The sequence below is a fragment of the Paenibacillus sacheonensis genome, assembly GCF_009909195.1.
GTDB lineage: Bacteria > Bacillota > Bacilli > Paenibacillales > Paenibacillaceae > Paenibacillus_Z > Paenibacillus_Z sacheonensis.
Genome location: NZ_JAAAMU010000012.1, coordinates 130,193 through 146,897 on the forward strand (window position 1 = coordinate 130,193; position 16,705 = coordinate 146,897).

Here is a 16,705-nt window from a genome sequence, read left to right on the forward strand (position 1 = left end):
ATCGCGGGGGAGCTTCCGATGGTTGACGCGTCTTCGCGATCGCGTCATTCCGAGTCGATATAATACTTATCCTCGCCGACGCTCAGCACCGCTTGACCTTGCGTCAAATCGGTGATCCAATCCGCGAACTTGTCCGCTTCCGGCGCCGCCGGCAGGCAAGTAATGACTACGCGGTCCGTGAATTCGGTCCCGCCGATGCGGACGCCCCGTGCATGGAATTCATTCTCGAGCTTACCGTACCAGGTGTAATCGACATCGACGACGACTTCCCGGTGCAGCACCTCCGTGATGGCTTCCGCAGCTTCGATGGCGGCGACGGCGCCGTCCGTGTACGCTCGGATGAGACCGCCCGCGCCCAGCAGAATGCCGCCGAAGTAACGGGTCACGACGATCACGACGTTCTTCAGTCCTTGATGCTTGATTACTTCAAGAATCGGTTTTCCCGCCGTACCGCTGGGCTCTCCGTCATCCGACTGCTTCTGGATTTCGTCCCGTTCGCCGATGACGTACGCCGAGCAGTTGTGCGCGGCATTCCAATGCAGCTTCTTCAGCTCGTCGATGAACGCGACCGCTTCCTCTTCCGAGGCGACAGGCTTGCCATACCCGATGAAGCGCGATTTCTTGATGACGATCTCTTGACTGCCCTGCTGCCGCAGCGTCCGATATCGGTCCAGCATGTATGCCGATTAAAGGCGAGCTTCCAGCTCGGCTTTCTCTTTCTCGAAGCCCGGTTTGCCGAGCAGCGCGAACATGTTCTTCTTGTACGCTTCGACGCCCGGTTGGTCGAACGGGTTCACGCCGAGCAGGTAACCGCTGATGCCGCAGGCGATCTCGAAGAAATAAACCAGGTAGCCGAAGGTGTACGGCTTCATGTCCGCGATGTTCACGACGAAGTTCGGCACTTGACCGTCCGTATGCGCGAGCAGCGTGCCTTGGAAAGCTTTCTTGTTCACGAAATCCATCGTTTTGCCGGTCAGGAAGTTCAGGCCATCCAGATCGTTCTCGTCATGCGCGATCGTGATGTGCTCCGCCACGTTCTCCACTTGGATGACCGTTTCGAAGATGTTGCGGTTGCCTTCCTGGATGAATTGACCCATGGAGTGCAGATCGGTCGAGAAATCGACGGCCGCCGGGAAGATCCCTTTGAAGTCTTTGCCTTCGCTCTCGCCGTACAGCTGCTTCCACCACTCGGATACGAAGTGAAGGGCCGGCTCGTAGTTGACGAGGATTTCGGTCGCTTTGCCTTTGCGATAGAGCGCGTTGCGGGCCGCTGCGTATTGGTACGCTTCATTCTCGGCCAGATTCGGATTGTTGTAGGCAACCGCGGCATCGGCCGCGCCTTGCATCATTTCCTCGATGTTGATGCCCGCAGCGGCGATAGGCAGCAAGCCGACCGCGGTCAGAACGGAGTAACGGCCGCCCACGTCGTCCGGAATAACGAACGATTCGTAGCCCTCTTCGTTCGCCAGCTTCTTGAGGGCGCCTTTCTCGCGGTCCGTCGTCGCGTAGATGCGCTTGCGCGCTTCGGCTTTGCCGTATTTGGCTTCCAGCGCCTCGCGGAATACGCGGAAGGCGATGGCCGGCTCGGTCGTCGTGCCGGATTTGGAGATGACGTTGATCGACCAGTCGCGGCCTTCCAGCAGCTGGAGCAGGTGGGTCACGTATGTAGAGCTGATATTGTTGCCCGCGAACAGGACCTGCGGCGTCTTGCGCTGTTCCTGCGGCAGCAGGTTATAGAAGGAGTTCGACAGCATCTCGATTGCCGCGCGCGCGCCGAGATAGGAGCCGCCGATGCCGATCACGACGAGCACTTCGGAATCCGATTTGATTTTCTCCGCCGATTTTTGAATGCGGGAGAATTCTTCTTTATCGTAGTTCGCCGGCAGGTCGATCCAGCCGAGGTAGTCCGAGCCTGCGCCCGTTCCGTTACGAAGCTGATCATGCGCCGTGCGCACCTGCTGCGCCAAATTATCGATCTCATGCTGGCCGATGAAGCCGAGTGCTTTGCTGTAATCGAATTTCACTGCTTTAGTCATGGTTTGAAGACCTCCTGAAAGTTTTTTACGGTACAGCTTGTAGGACAACTTTGCAAGTAAAAAACTTGCATCGGAAGCATACGCTTCGTATTTACGGTACTTTCCGTATGGCATCCCGCGAGAAAAAACCCGCATCGGAAGCATAAGCTCGGTTCTGTGCGATGCATCTTGCGCGGCCTCTTAGCGAGCGAAAAACTCGCGCTCACAGCCTTCATAACTCGTCCGTTTTACATCAGGATAAGGATAATGGATTTCATAGGCAAAAACAAGGGAAGGAGGGCCGAATGCAGGTTGTCCCGCAATTATGTTAAAATGGAAACAGCTACATACGGAAACCAAGGAGATGACGCGACATGTTCAAAATCGGCTTTATCGGTCTGGGCGTCATGGGCGAACCCATGGCAGCCAACTTATTGCGCAAGGGCTATCCGGTCACGGTCTACAACCGCACGCCGGGCAAGGCGGCCAAGCTGATCGAGCTTGGCGCGGACGAGGCGCCGACGCCCGCGGCGGTTGCCCGTTCCTCCGAAATGATCATCACGATGATCAGCAACGACGATTCCATTCGCGAGGTGTACTACGGCGAAGACGGGATTCTCGGCGCCCTGCTGCCGGGAACGATCGTCATGGACAGCAGCACGATTTCTCCGCCCCTATCGCGCCAGCTTCACGCGGACATCGGCGCCAAATCCTCCGACTTCCTGGATGCCCCGGTAACGGGAAGCAAACCGGCGGCGGAGAGCGGCACGCTCACGTTTATGGTCGGCGGCGAGATCGAAGCGCTGCATAAAGTGAAGGATGTCCTTCAAACCATGGGTCGCAAAATCATTCCCATGGGCCCCGGCGGCAGCGGCTCCACGGCGAAGCTGGCTCACAACACGATTGTCGGCATCAACGTCGCCGCTCTCGTGGAAGGCATGGCGATCGCCGCGAGCGGCGGCATCGACGCCAAGTCGTTCCTGGAGCTGGTGCAATCCGGCGGCGCGGCAAGCAAAATGGCCGAGCTCAAGACGCCGAAGTTTCTGGATCGCGATTTCAGCGTCCAATTCTCGCTCGCGCTCATGCTGAAGGATTTGCGGCTTGCCTCGCAGCTGTCGGATGAATTGAAGACGCCGACGCCGATTCTGGAGACGGTCAAGAGCTTGTACCAGATCGGCGATTCCATGGGCTTCGGCGATTCCGATCTCTCCGCGCTGGCGCACAGCTACGAGCAATGGATCAACAAACGCATCACGAACCACAGCGATGCGGAAGACTTTACTGCCGCCGGTTCCGCGGAAGCGGCGGCCCCGGGCGCGGATGCGGCGAGTTCCGATGCCGCTAACCTTGACCGCAGACGCAGCGAGCGCCTCGCGCTCAATGTGCCGCTCAAAGTATCCGTGTATCAATGGGAGCAGGAAGGCAGCTTCACCGGCCATTTGATCGACTGCACGCTGCGCGATCTATCGGACAGCGGCCTGCAAATCGTTTCCGATGCTCCGCTCGAATGCGATATGTTCGTCGTCCTTTATTTCCCGCAGGACGCCGGACTGCCTCCGGTTACCGGTCGCATCATTCGCATCGAGTCGAGCGGCTCTTCCTTCCGCTATGGCTGCATGCTGGCTGGCTTGGCCCCGTATCAGCGCCTGCTGCTGGAGAATTACGTCAATAAGCAGATCGCATTAGCCGACTAAACCTTGGCCGCAGAACGCATCATTGAAACGTAGGTTAAGATGATTGCCGCCTCCAAACAAGCTTCGGACAGGCTGTCTTGCTCCATTACGTACAAAAGGCTGCTCCATCCCCGCACTTGCGGCGAGATGGAGCAGCCTTTTTCTACATGGGCACTGCTGCGAAGCTAGGCGATCAAAGCCCGCGCAGTTAGGCGGGCCACGCTCGTGAAGCTAGGCGGGCAACGCTCGCGAAGCTCTTATTCTTGAATGTACGAGCAAGCGTAGTCCGTAATGGTCGCGACTTGCAGCTTGAATTTGGAGTTGGCCGGCACCGTAAATTCGCCTTCGCCGGAGATGCTGATCCACTCGGAGTCGCCTGGCAGAAGCACTTTCAGGTCGCCTGCAAGGATCTCCATGATTTCTTTGGCATCCGTGCCGAACTCATAGTCGCCCGGCAGCATGATGCCGAGCGTTTTCTTCGTGCCGTCCGCGAACAGAACGGTGCGGCTGGATACTTTGCCGTCGAAGTAAAGATTGGCTTTCTTGATCACGGTTACGTTTTCGTACTGGGACATGGGGACGATCTCCTCGCGTTTAGGAATGATGGCTATACAAAAGCGGGGCTTGCGACGCTTAAACGGCAAGCGGTGCAAGCCCCGCGATTAATCGAACATGAACTGCCGGGCGACTCGGTAAGCCGACTACAGGAGCGCTTTTACTTTGCTGACGACGTTCTCGACCGTGAAGCCGTATTCCGCGATGACGCGGTCGCCCTTCGCGGATGCCCCGAACGTGTTGATGCCGAGTACCGCGCCTTGGTCGCCGACGTAACGCTCCCAACCGAACGGCGAAGCCATTTCGATCGCAAGACGCGCTTTAACGTCCGGAAGAATCACGGAATCTTTGTACGCTTTCGGTTGACGCTCGAACAGATCGAAGCTCGGCATGCTGATGACGCGTACCTCGATGCCTTCCGCGGCGAGTGCTTTCTGCGCCGCAACCGCGAGCTGAACCTCGGATCCCGTTGCGATCAGCTGCGCCTGCGGTTTGCCGTTCGATGCGTCTGCAACGACATACGCGCCTTTGGCGATGCCTTCGCGGGAGTTCTCCTTCGTGCCTTCCAGAACCGGCAGGTTCTGACGAGTCAGAACGAGCGCTACCGGCTGGTCTGCGTCGGACAACGCATACGCCCAAGCGGAAGACGTCTCGTTCGCATCCGCAGGGCGGATCACCGTCAATTGCGGGATGATGCGCAGGGAAGCCAATTGCTCGATCGGCTCATGCGTAGGACCGTCTTCGCCGACTGCGATACTGTCATGCGTCAGCACGTAAACGACGGGCTGTTTCATCAGCGCGGACAGACGAACCGCCGGACGCAGGTAGTCCGTGAAGACGAAGAACGTTGCGCCGAACGGCTTCACGCCGCCGTGCAGGCTCATGCCGTTGACCGCGGCAGCCATCGCGAATTCGCGAACGCCGAAGTACACGTTGCGGCCTTCGTAGCTGCCCGGCTTGAAGACGGGCAGGCCCTTGAGATGCGTCATCGTGGAGCTCTCGAGGTCGGCGGAGCCGCCGATCAGGTTCGGGATGTTTTTCGCCAATCCGTTCAGGGCGTTACCGGAAGCTACGCGCGTCGACAATGCTTTGTCGGCCGGCGTATACGCAGGAAGCTCTCTGTCCCAGCCCTCCGGCAGCTTGCCGCTGATTGCGGTCTCGAATTGCGCGGCCAGTTCCGGGTAAGCGGATTTGTAGGAAGCGAAGAGCGTATCCCAAGCCGCGTTTGCTTTCTCTCCGTTCGCTTTCACTTCGGCGAAGTGCGAGCGTACTTCTGCCGGCACGGAGAATGCTTCGTTCTCCCAGCCATAGAATTGCTTCGTCAGCACCGTTTCTTCGGCGCCGAGCGGACTGCCGTGCGTGCCCAGATGGCCGCCCTTGCCGCCCTTGTTCGGGCTGCCGTAGCCGATCGTCGTTTTCACTTCGATCAGCGTCGGTTTGCTGAGGTCGGCTTGCGCCGCCGCCACCGCTGCAGCGAGGGCGTTCAGATCGTTGCCGTCTTCGACGCGCAGCACTTGCCAGCCGTAGGCCTCGAAACGGCCTTGCACGTTCTCCGAGAACGACAGGCTCAGTTCGCCGTCAAGCGAGATATCGTTGGAATCGTACAGCACGACGAGCTTGCCCAGCTTCAAGTGAGCCGCAAGCGAAGCCGCTTCGCTTGCAACGCCCTCGCTCATGTCGCCGTCGCCGCAGATCGCGAATGTATAATGGTCGATAACGTTCAGGTCTTGTTTATTGTAAGTCGCGCCAAGATGGGCTTCGGCCATTGCCATGCCGACAGCCATCGCGAAGCCTTGTCCGAGCGGTCCCGTCGTAGCGTCTACGCCGGCCGTGTGGCCGTACTCCGGATGTCCGGGCGTCAAGGAGCCCCATTGGCGGAAGTTTTGCAGTTCTTCGATCGGAAGATCGTAGCCCGAGAGATGAAGCAGGCTGTACAGCAGCATGGAGCCGTGGCCCGCGGAGAGCACGAAACGGTCGCGGTTGATCCATGTCGGGTTCGAAGGATTGTGGTTCATGGTTTTGGCGAACAATTGGTAGCCCATCGGAGCGGCTCCCATCGGCATGCCCGGGTGGCCGGAATTCGCTTTCTCGATCGAGTCGATCGCAAGGGTGCGAATCGTGTCGATGGAGAGCTGGTCGATGGATTTCTGAGTAACTGTCATTACGTAAACTCCTCCTAAATCTCAATAGGTACACGGCAGTTTGTCCAGCTTGTACGACCTGTTACGGTCGGGCGCCAAGCATTCTGCGCATGCAAATTTCAATTGTCTCCACATGCGGATTTCCCGCAATCGGCTTTGAAATATTGTACCATTACCTTTTCTCCATTTCCATCTTTAATGCGCTGCAGTCGCAAAATCGACATCGGCCCGCGGCCGGGCGACAAAAAAACGCGCCAGTTCCGGATCCCCGGCTGGCGCGTCTTCGCGGCACCGATGCCGCTGCATGAAATTAGTTAGTTAAACACGACCGTCTTGTTCTGGTGAACCAGTATCCGGTCCTCCACATGCCATTTCACGGCGCGCGCTAGCACGACGCGTTCGATGGTACGGCCGATCCGCTTGAGATTGTCGACGTCGTCGCGGTGGCTGACCCGCTGAACGTCCTGTTCGATGATCGGCCCGCCGTCAAGCTCTTCCGTGACGTAATGAGCGGTAGCCCCGATGATTTTGACGCCGCGCTGATAGGCCTGCGCGTAAGGCTTGCCGCCGACGAAGGCCGGCAGGAAGGAATGATGAATGTTAATAATCCGGTTCGGGAACTGCTCGATGAACTTGGGCGAGATAATCTGCATGTACCGTGCGAGGACGATAATGTCCGCTTTGCCGGTTACGGCTTCAAGCTGATGCTTCTCGGCTTCGGCCTTCGTGTCCGGCGTAACCGGAATATGATGGAACGGGATGCCGAACGATTCCACGAGCCCTCTCATGTCGGGATGATTGCTCACGACCATCGCGATATCCGCATCCAGGTCGCCCGCCTGCCACTGCCAGAGCAGTTCGAGCAGGCAATGGTCTTCCTTCGATACGAAGATCGCGAGGCGTTTCTTGCGGCTTGCGCGGAACGTGTGCCATTTCATCTCGAAACGGTCCGCCACGCGGGTAAAATCCTCCTGAAGCACGGGCAGCTCGCGTTCCAGGTCATTCAGATCGAACTCGAAGCGGATGAAGAACATGCCGCCGCCGGGATTCAACGTGTATTGATCCGACTGGACGATGTTCGCGCCATGCTCGTAGAGAAACTGCGATACGGCTGCCACGATGCCGTTGCGATCCGGGCAGGAAATAAGCATCCGCGCGCGGCCCGACTTATCCGGGCGCGTCGACGGCTGCTGAGTTGGATGATGACTAGTAGACATATAAAAGGCGACTTCCTTCCGTCAACAATTAAATGTGCCGGCCGAAGCCGGCATGCGCATTACGCGTTTACGAGCAGCGTCTTGCCCGCGAACCAAGCCGTGATGCGCTGGTTGACTGCCTCTTCGGATAGATCGGGCAGCACGCGGTGCTCGGCCACGAGGTCGTACAGACGATCCATCGGTTCGCGAGGATCGGCCTTCTTCGCTTTGGCATCGTTCTTCAGCACGTCCCACACGTTCAATACGAACTCGCGGTGGTCGATGTCCTGTTTGCCGAAGAAGTGGTGCAGGCGTTCGACGTCCTCCATGAATTGACCGCCGAAACGGCTGGCCGCATCGCCTCGAAGCAGCGCGATTTCCGCTTCGTACATCGGACGCTGCGTCTTGTCCTCTTGGCCGATCCATGGCGTCTCGAGAATGAACGGACGTCCTTTGAGGGCCTCGTGGTGCACGATGCCGCGGATCGCGTCATGGCCGATCCAGCCCGCGCCGATCGGAGCGTGGCGGTCCTTGCCGGCGCCGCGAGGGTTCTTGCTGTCGTTGACGTGCACGACCGCGACGCGGTTCAGACCGACGATCCGGTCGAATTCGTTCAGCACGCCGTCCACGTCGTTGACCAGATCATAGCCGGCATCGTGCATATGGCAGGTATCCATGCAGACGGTCAACCGATCGTTGGAAGCGACCTTGTCAATAATCGAAGCGATTTCGTCGAAGCTGCGGCCGATCTCCGTTCCTTTGCCGGCCATCGTTTCGAGCGCGATGTTCACGTTCGTTTCTTTCGTGCCGTTCAGCACTTCGTTCAGGCCTTCGGCGATCCGTGCGATGCCGTATTCGGCGTCCTTGTCCGTATAGGCGCCGGGGTGGAGCACGATGTTGCGAACGCCGATTGCGTCCGTGCGGCGAATTTCCTCTTGCAGGAATCGGACGGCGAGCTCAAACGTGTCGTCTTTATAGGAACCGAGATTCACGATATAGGGAGCATGCACGACGATTTCGTCGATCCCCGCTTCGCTCATCGCTGCCTTGCCTTCCGGAATGTACAGGTCTTCCATCGGCTTGCGGCGCGTATTCTGCGGCGCGCCGGTATAAATCATGAACGAGCTGGAACCGTAAGTAACGGCCTCATTCGCTGCGGTGAGCAGCCCTTTATCAGAAAATGAAACATGCGATCCGATTTTCAACATGGACGAATTTCGCTCCTTTCGTTTATACGGGCGGAACCCTGCGTCTGCAGCGATCTCCCGGATTAAACGCTTGTCCTTCCTATTTTACAAGGAATGGCGAAATAAATCTAGGTTCCGGAATTTGCCTTTGTTGCGAGAAAGGCAGGACATGGCTTATAATGAAGTACGATTTATCCGAAATTCACGGCATAATGTGCGGCAAGAGGTGAACGCTAGCGATGGCTCCGAATTGGTTCATGTATTTTATCGTATTTTGGGCGGTTGTCATGATTGTCTTCATGTCGATCGGCGGGTACTTCATGTTCCGCAAATTTCTGAAGGTTCTTCCCAAACGGGACGGCAAATCCAAGCTGGATTGGCAGAACTATTGGGTAGAGCGCAGCCGCGGCATGTGGCCCGAAGACTCCAAGGCTTTTCTGGAGAAGCTCGTGGCGCCGGTTCCAAGCGCCTTCCGCGATATCGCGAGACATTCGATCGCGGCCAAGATCGCGCAGGTGGCGGTTGAGGGCGGCTCGACCGAAGTCTCTCGCAGCCACTGCATTGAAGGCTATATTCTGGCAACGCCGAAGCGCGATTACCGGAGCTTGGTTTCCTTCCTGGAGCGGGAACAAATCGATTACAAACCCTATGCGCATTTATTGAATAAATAAGCCGCCTCTCAAGGCGGCTTTTGTTGTACCATGGAAGCAATTGGAATCGAGGAGGAATGGGCAATGAAAGTGGCGGTAACGGGAGGAACGGGCTATGTGGGCAGCCTGCTGGTACAAGCATTGCTTGATCGAGGAGACGAGGTTGCCGTCATCACCCGCTCGGCAGGACAACGGACAGGCGGGCCCAAGCTCCGCTATGTAACCTGGTCAGAGCTGGCCGAGTCGCCTTCCGCGCTGGAGGGATTCGGAGCGATCGTGAATCTAGCCGGAGAATCCATCAACCGGCGCTGGAACGAAGCAGGGAAGCATGCAATTCTGCAATCCCGTCTGGATGCCGCTTACGCGGTCGGAGCCGCCATTGCCGCATTGACGAATAAACCCGAGGTTGTCGTCAACGCTTCGGGCATCTCGATCTACGGCACCGACGCTAGCATCGCCCACGATGAAGAAAGCGATGTTCGCGGCACGGACTATCTCTCTTCCGTCGTCGTCCAATGGGAGGCAGCCGCTGACCGCATTCCGGCGCAAAGGCTTGTTAAACTCCGCGTCGGCCTCGTGCTTGGCATGAAAGGCGGCGCTTTTCCGGCCATGCTGCTGCCTTACCGACTGTTCGCCGGCGGCAGAATCGGCACCGGAAAGCAATGGATCCCTTGGATTCACGAAGACGACATGGTCCGATTGATTCTGTTCTGCATCGATAATCCCGAGATTGAAGGTCCCGTCAATGCCTCCGCGCCCGAGCCGCTGACCAACGACGATTTCGGTCGCGCCGTCGGCAAGGCTGCCGGAAGGCCGCATTGGTTTCCGCTGCCGGCCTTCCTGCTGAAGACGGTCCTCGGCGAGCTGTCCTTCCTGCTGCTCGAAGGGTCGCGAGCCGTTCCCCGCAAAGCGCTGAAGCATGGATTTACGTTCCGTTACGCAGACATCGCTTCCGCATTGCGCCAATTGCTCGGGAATGGCCGATAACCTGCTGACGTTAACCCGCTCGAAAAACATAGATCGGTCCCTGCTCGCCTGCGAGTTGAAGTTTGTCGGAATCGCCTAACGCATACGACTTGTACGGGATCATCGCACTGCCATTGAGCGTGCTGCCGTTGCGCGAGCCCATGTCCTTCACCGACCAGCCGCCCTCGCTGCCCGACAGCTCGAGATGGGCTCTGGAAATACCGGACGCCTGGTCCGTGTAATTCGTCCCTTCGCTGGATCTGCCGATCATAAATTGCAGCCGTTCCAGGGCGATCCTCTCCGCCCGTCCCTCCGATTGCCGTTCCAACCATGGGTGCTGCCGCTCGTCCGCTTGCGACGCCTTGGCAGCATCGCCTAGCATAACCGTCGCATCATTGGCCGCGGAAGAATGATAAACGATCGGCTTGACCGGAGGGCTGCTCACGGGTGCGGCCTGCCTCGCCTCGCTCCCTAGCGGAATCGGTACGGCGACTCTGATCGCTGCCGCCGCATTCGTCCTTTGGAAGGGATGCGCCATAGCGGCATCTGCCCCCAGTACGAGCGAATTGGGTACAAACGCATCCTCCGCCGACCAGCGCTTATCTTCTTCCTCCTCCTCCGACTCCGAAGCACCGCGAATACGGCGTAACGCGATCAGAGCGGCTGCCCCTGCCATGAGCGACAATCCTGCGCACAGGAGCAGCTTCGATTGGGACGGAGAACCGAGATAGATAAATCGCCACACGACGGCTGCAAAGAGAACCCACCCCGCTCCGACGATCCATCCCATCGTGGATGACGGCCGTTTCTCGGGAAGCTCGTCGAAGGGCAGATCGACTTCTTCGGCTTTTTCCTTCCGATCCCGCCCGCTTGCGCTTATCCAAGGCGAATCGGCCGGCTGGCTCTCGAAGACGTTGTTTGCACGCGCAGGCGGAGAATCGAAGGCAGCCTTCTCCAGCTTCGGCTCTCGAGAAGCAGCGAAATGCGATCCTTCAACCGTTTCCTTATTTTTCGTGCTTTGGACGGCATTCCTTTGCAATCCCGAGGTGCTTGCACCGATAAGGGCTAGCAGCGTCTGTCTAAGCCTCTCCCAAGCAGCCCGTTCGGCGTGCAGATGCTGAAACACCTGCTGCAAACCGACCCCATCGGGCTCTTCGATTGCGGCTACCCAGCGAATGGCCATGGCCAGCACGGCTTCACCCGCGGAGGTGACGACTTCCTTACCGCTTAAAGGAACGTAAGCAAGCATCGCTTCATCCCAATTCTCCCCGATGAATATATACTGCTCATGCAGCAGGAAGCACTCCGCGCGGAGCATGTAATGCCTGCAGTCATCCAGCGCTTCGACCACGGCCAGCAGCAGCGTGTAGAAGTCGAACATCGTCATGCGCTGGGTCTGAAGACGATGCATGAGCATTCGTTTACCGCCGAGCGGATAACGGAACGTGATTTCACCGTCAATGTCGATCCACTCCACGGGCAGATGTTTCGGAATGCGCTGCCCTTGGAGCATTTGGATTTCGATGCCGTCCAGCTGTTCGCGTTTCATCCCGGACTTCAAGTCCACGATCATTTCATGGCCGCGTTTCATGGCGAAATCGACCTGAAGTTCATCTAGAAGCATGGTTGTTTCCTCCTTTCAAAGTTACAAAGCCATCATGTACCATGCCGTTAGAGCTCCCGGCACGACGGCGATCATGAACGGAAACCTCAGGCTTCCGCCATCCGCGAAGCTCGCTTCCCAAGCGCGAAGCCGCGATTCGGCTACGATCACGGATGCCGCCCCAAACAGGATTCGCCTGCCGAACGAACGATTGACGAACAGCATGATCAGACCCATTAACCCACCGTACAGAACCGCGTACATGAAGATTTGCAAAACAGCGGCCATACCCACAACAGTACCTAATGATGCGAAAAACTTGACGTCCCCGGCTCCGATTCCTTTGAGCAGGTAGAGCAGCAGCAACGGCACCAAGCCTGCCGCGAAACCAGCCAAAGCCTGCGTTCCCCCGGCGAAACCGCCTGCCAGCAGATGATAGGCGGCGCCTGCCGCCAGAAACGCAAGGTTCAGCCTGTTCGGAATGGTCATACTCCGAATGTCGCTGACAAACGCAGCGATGACGAACAAGCCTGCCATGATGCAGGTGACCATGCTATCCATTCGATCCTTCCCCTTCGCTCTGTTTCTTCCGCACGTTAAAATGCTTGGCCGCTGACGTTCCGTCCTCTGCCGTTACAACGATTTCCCATTTGCCCGGGGTCGTATTGCCCGACACGAGCCATGTCCACTCCGCCATGCCTTCGTCGTCGGTAACCGTGTCTCCCAAATGTTTGGCCGTGCTTTGCCCGCTCTTATAATGGACCTGGATGGACAGGCTGCGCCCTGGACTCGTCTTCACGACAACCCGCGCTTTGTTTCCCGGTCTTACGGGAGACGGCTCCACCAGTACGATTTGGATCGGAGCATGCTCGGAATCCGAAGCGCTCCCCGTCCTTTGCGAAGGAATGCTGTCAGGCGTCCATACCCGCTCCTCTGCCCTTTCCGTAAGAACGACCGTTTTGCGCGTAAAGGGGAAGCCGAGCTTGAACGCATATTCGACTTCCATGGACAGGAACAAGTCGCTTCGCCCCTTCAAGTCGGGCAGCGAAATCTTGCTGAGCCTTAGGCGCTCGGGATCGAGAATGGCCGTATCCGCTTCGTGGCGGAGCATCGGCTCGATAATGGAACGGCCAACCTCCGCGGCAGCGGTATCCTGAATCGTTTTCCAATCCCCTCGCAGCGCGGCTGCCAATAAAGGGCCCGAAGGCGGAGGCAGCCAGCCTTCCAGCTTGTCCGCCAGAAACCGAACTGCTGCCGATGGTTCTTGAGCTGCTGCACGATCTGCTACGGCCTGCGACTCGCCGGACGATGCCGCCGATCCTTCGTTCGCCGCTCCCCCTTCATCGGGCAATTCCGATGCATCGCCATCGTCCCTCAAACTTTCTCTGACGGCGAGGTCGATCGGGTGAATATTGGCAGCCGCCAGCCTGACCGTTTGCGAGACTGCGCCATGCAGCGCCATCTGCGCCGCGCTCAATTTGATCAGCATAATGAAGAAGATAACCACCATGAGCACGACAGGCAGCACTAAACTCGCTTCGAGCGCTATGCTGCCTCGTTCGCCCTGTTCATCCGTAAGAGCTGCCGATCGTCTGCGTTTTCTCATAACGGCCGTCCTTTACCTTTCCATTCAAAATGCCCGCTGCCGTAAAGGTCCTCATCAGCCCCGGCAGGAACCATAAATTGACCGAGGAAGTCATTTCGCCGGACAGGCCCGTGGCCGCCATGGATAGATCGGCACCCGTATTACGCTCGATGACGGCAATGATGCGGGAGTTCCTCGCTTGGCCGCCGCTGCCGTGAAGAATGAGAAAGACGCGCAGGTAGTCCGCATAAGTCAATTCGGACGGAACGTATTTCGAGAGCTGTACCTTCCCTTTCTCCGAGAGAACGGCCATGTCCGCGATCGCCTTCTCCAGCCCGTACAGCACGGCCGCCGACAGTATGAGCAGCGGATGCCCAAGCGCCCTGCATGCGATTAGCCCTTCCATCGTACGAACGGCCAGCCGAGCCGCGAAGATCTCGCCGACTGCGGCCGCGATATTGGCGCCCGGCTCATGAAACCCGTAGAGGATGTACTCCACCTCCTGGTTCTCTAGGGCTAGCGCCTTCGAGAACGACGCCCGATCGCCTTGACCGCCATCGGATATCATCCCGCGAAGCTTCGTGGGATCGAAGCTGCGAAAGCGATGAACGACGTACTCGTTGACATAAAGCGGATCGCGAATCCCTTCCAGAAGCTCGGCCATGCCGCCGAACATCGTGCCCATGGATGTCAAGGCGGACTTGGCCTCATCTCCGGCATCGTCCGCGCGTCCGGCATCAGGACTGCTGCCCGTCTCTTCGCCGGCCGCCTGATTAAACCTTAAATTGTCCGCAGCCAGCCGCTTCACCTCTTCGAAAGCTTGCTTCTGCTCCGCTTGACCAGGGTCGGACTGCAGGCCGCCGAGCATCGACTTCACTTCGGACCATTTGGTCTTGGCCGCGGCTTCATTGGATTTGCGCTCTGCATCATGAGCATGCCTGCGCTGGAATTCGTTCTTCCTCGCCTGCATGACCGTTCCGGAAACGGAATAGCCTGCCTCATAACGATGGACAGTGCCGTTCAAGTCCGACCAAGCCTCGTTGAGACCAGCAGCCATGCCTGTCGATGAGACGGCCGACCGGACAACGGACTGGAAAGCGGCCGAATCGGCCCGGATGCTTCGGTACGCACTCAACTGCTCATTCAGTTCTCGGCGATAGTCGGCGAACCAAGCCTCGTCCAGAACGAGCCCTTCGGCGGAGGCCCTTGTCTGTCCGTACTGGGACAGTTCCTCCGCAGTCATGGACGTACTGTCCTTCCCGGCAACGTTCGCGTCCGATAGCTTGTCGTACCCGCTTGTTTCCTGCGACTGGCGCATGCGTTCGGCTGCGGCTGCGATCGCGGCATTCGATTGCTCTGCTGCCATCAGCTCGGATAAGGCTTTCGCCGTATCGTCCGCATGTTGTTCCAGTCCGCTATCCGCGGCGCTCAGCACGGCAGCCGCATCGCCTTGCGAACGGACCGAATAGGAGGCGATGTCTTCCGCATGCTTCGGCTTCTCGTCTTCTTCGAGCCCTGCATCCTCGGCGCGCCAGCTTTCGTAAGCGCCGTATCCGTCAACGATGCCGGAGGCTGCCGACAGCGCCCCGCTCAGCTCGGAAACCCGTGCGGCTGCTTCCTTCTGAAGCTCGGACGCTCGTTCGAGATGCTCCTCGCGATCTTCATATAGCCGCTTGATGTCCTCGAGCCCTCCGATCGTCGCGGAAGCCTCCTTCATCGCGGCGCTCATAGGCGCGAACCGCGATACGATCTCCATCGTGAAATCGATCGGCGCTTTATATTTCATTTCTTCCAGTACTTGACGGGTAAATACGACCTGATTCCCGAGCACTTCCTCGGTATCCACATGCGAAGCCTCCCGCTGAATGCGAAGCCATTGAAAATGATTGACGTCGCCGTCCAGCCAATTATGCTCGGCAGCCTGCGCGAACAGCTCGCCGCGATCCGAGCCGCCCGCGCCGAACAGTCCGTATCGCTCGTACAGCGACTGATCATAGGCGGACAGCGCCGAACGAATACCGGATTGCGCGGCCAATTCGGTCTGTTTGTCGAATGCGGCGATCCGAGCATAATCGACCAGCAGGGAGGTGAATAGCAGCATCGCTGCCGTCGAAACGATCAGATACAGCGATACCGCGCCATCCGCCCCGCGCCAAAACGACAAGCTTAACCGGAGATTCCTCGGCAGCCGGCGTCCATACCCTCGAAAGCGGCGCTTCCGGATCATGATTTGGATGCCTGCCGATCACCCAAAATAACTTGCGCCTGCTTGCGTTGATCGCCATTCGGCCCGCCTTTGAACTTGGCGGCGTAATAGCGTACCAAATCGACGTTCCGGATCAGCTCGACCGGATCGACGATGGAAGCCGAACCTTTCGTCATCGGCTCTGAATGCCCAAGGAGGCTATCGAGCAGAGGAATGGATAGCGGCTGGCGCAGCTTGAGCTCGACCCGCTTCTCTATGGTGCCGTAATACCGCACCTCCCCTTCAAACGGGGTGCCGATTCTTCCGGATTCGCTGCTCATTTTGTGCTCCGGCAATGAACGCTCCTCTCCGCTTTCCTCCAAGTCAGTACCGATGACCATGCTGACTCCGCCTCCGCCTCCGCCTTCTCCTTCTCCTCCAAAATCGAACAGCGTCTTCAGCGCGCCGTTATCCGCCATTCGCCAATACAAACCGTCGTATTGTCCGGTCGGACCGATGCCGCTGACCGGGTCGCGGGCGCTGTTATCCCAGCGAAAGGCCGTACGCTCCGCCGTCTTCGAAGCCGTATGATAGATAACGACTGTCTGATAGGTATACATGCTCAGCATAAGAAGCGCGATCAAGGCCAGGAACAGCACGGGAAACACCATGCTCGCCTCCAGCGTGAAGCTGCCGTCCTCCCGTTTCGCGAGAGCGGCTATCCAACGACCCGGTCTACTCATCGAAAATTTCGTTCGCCTTCTCGTCCGCGCTGCCCATTAAATTTTTGAGCAAATCTATGATCCAGTCCTTGAATAGAAGCGCAAGTATAATGACAACGGCAATGATGAGCACGACTTCCAGCGTGCCCAGGCCTTCCTCGTCCTTCCAAAAATTCCGAACCGCCCGATTCCACGTCAACAATATAATCCTCTCCCTATATGAGTGT

General features: G+C 58.0%; 15 protein-coding genes. 3 read left to right on the top strand and 12 right to left on the bottom strand.

The features are described from left to right. Nucleotides 1-44 precede the first annotated feature (44 nt). Both GT003_RS21340 and GT003_RS21345 read right to left on the bottom strand, forming a co-directional pair. A complete protein-coding gene (locus GT003_RS21340) occupies nucleotides 45-677 on the bottom strand; it encodes a YigZ family protein (protein WP_161701615.1) in 633 nt (210 codons plus the stop codon). A 9-nt stretch (nucleotides 678-686) separates the two neighbouring features. After that, nucleotides 687-2,036, bottom strand: a complete 1,350-nt coding sequence (locus GT003_RS21345; protein ID WP_161701618.1) for a glucose-6-phosphate isomerase — start codon at nucleotides 2,034-2,036, stop codon at nucleotides 687-689. A 353-nt stretch (nucleotides 2,037-2,389) separates the two neighbouring features. Between GT003_RS21345 and GT003_RS21350 the strand changes: the two genes are divergently transcribed. Beyond that, nucleotides 2,390-3,709 (top strand): NAD(P)-binding domain-containing protein, encoded by a 1,320-nt coding sequence (locus GT003_RS21350; protein ID WP_161701620.1) that lies wholly within the window; start codon nucleotides 2,390-2,392, stop codon nucleotides 3,707-3,709. A gap of 236 nt (nucleotides 3,710-3,945) precedes the next feature. Here GT003_RS21350 and ppnP read toward each other — a convergent pair whose 3' ends face one another. The 4 genes from ppnP to GT003_RS21370 form a co-directional block, all read right to left on the bottom strand. Beyond that, entirely contained in the window at nucleotides 3,946-4,263 is a 318-nt protein-coding gene (gene ppnP / locus GT003_RS21355) for a pyrimidine/purine nucleoside phosphorylase (RefSeq protein ID WP_161701622.1), read from the bottom strand. Between the two features lie 126 nt (nucleotides 4,264-4,389). Then, nucleotides 4,390-6,405: a transketolase gene (gene tkt, locus GT003_RS21360; RefSeq protein WP_161701624.1), complete on the bottom strand. Its 2,016-nt coding sequence runs from the start codon at nucleotides 6,403-6,405 to the stop codon at nucleotides 4,390-4,392. A gap of 293 nt (nucleotides 6,406-6,698) precedes the next feature. Continuing rightward, complete coding sequence (gene purU, locus GT003_RS21365; protein ID WP_161701626.1) at nucleotides 6,699-7,601, bottom strand: formyltetrahydrofolate deformylase; 903 nt, start codon at nucleotides 7,599-7,601, stop codon at nucleotides 6,699-6,701. Nucleotides 7,602-7,660: 59 nt separating this feature from the next. Next, a complete protein-coding gene (locus tag GT003_RS21370) occupies nucleotides 7,661-8,788 on the bottom strand; it encodes a deoxyribonuclease IV (protein WP_161701629.1) in 1,128 nt (375 codons plus the stop codon). 218 nt (nucleotides 8,789-9,006) lie between these two features. Between GT003_RS21370 and GT003_RS21375 the strand changes: the two genes are divergently transcribed. Both GT003_RS21375 and GT003_RS21380 read left to right on the top strand, forming a co-directional pair. Next, a complete protein-coding gene (locus GT003_RS21375) occupies nucleotides 9,007-9,438 on the top strand; it encodes a DUF2621 family protein (RefSeq protein ID WP_161701631.1) in 432 nt (143 codons plus the stop codon). A gap of 63 nt (nucleotides 9,439-9,501) precedes the next feature. Beyond that, a complete protein-coding gene (locus GT003_RS21380) occupies nucleotides 9,502-10,404 on the top strand; it encodes a TIGR01777 family oxidoreductase (protein WP_161701633.1) in 903 nt (300 codons plus the stop codon). 10 nt (nucleotides 10,405-10,414) lie between these two features. Here the strand turns inward: GT003_RS21380 and GT003_RS21385 are convergent, their stop codons facing one another. From GT003_RS21385 to GT003_RS21410, 6 genes are read right to left on the bottom strand one after another with little or no spacing between them, the layout of a single operon-like run. Beyond that, a complete protein-coding gene (locus GT003_RS21385; protein ID WP_161701635.1) occupies nucleotides 10,415-12,007 on the bottom strand; it encodes a DUF6382 and FHA domain-containing protein in 1,593 nt (530 codons plus the stop codon). Nucleotides 12,008-12,028: 21 nt separating this feature from the next. Further along, nucleotides 12,029-12,547, bottom strand: coding sequence for an A24 family peptidase (locus GT003_RS21390; protein ID WP_161701637.1), 519 nt, complete (start codon nucleotides 12,545-12,547; stop codon nucleotides 12,029-12,031). Continuing rightward, nucleotides 12,540-13,592 carry a hypothetical protein gene (locus tag GT003_RS21395; protein ID WP_161701639.1) on the bottom strand — a complete coding sequence of 351 codons (1,053 nt, stop codon included), beginning with the start codon at nucleotides 13,590-13,592 and terminating at the stop codon, nucleotides 12,540-12,542. Before GT003_RS21395 ends, GT003_RS21390 begins: the two co-directional genes overlap by 8 nt. Next, a complete protein-coding gene (locus GT003_RS21400) occupies nucleotides 13,555-15,735 on the bottom strand; it encodes a hypothetical protein (protein WP_161701641.1) in 2,181 nt (726 codons plus the stop codon). Before GT003_RS21400 ends, GT003_RS21395 begins: the two co-directional genes overlap by 38 nt. 59 nt (nucleotides 15,736-15,794) lie before the next feature. Then, nucleotides 15,795-16,499 carry a TadE/TadG family type IV pilus assembly protein gene (locus GT003_RS21405; RefSeq protein WP_161701643.1) on the bottom strand — a complete coding sequence of 235 codons (705 nt, stop codon included), beginning with the start codon at nucleotides 16,497-16,499 and terminating at the stop codon, nucleotides 15,795-15,797. Next, entirely contained in the window at nucleotides 16,492-16,680 is a 189-nt protein-coding gene (locus GT003_RS21410; protein ID WP_170312295.1) for a Flp1 family type IVb pilin, read from the bottom strand. Before GT003_RS21410 ends, GT003_RS21405 begins: the two co-directional genes overlap by 8 nt. Between the last annotated feature and the right edge of the window lie 25 nt (nucleotides 16,681-16,705).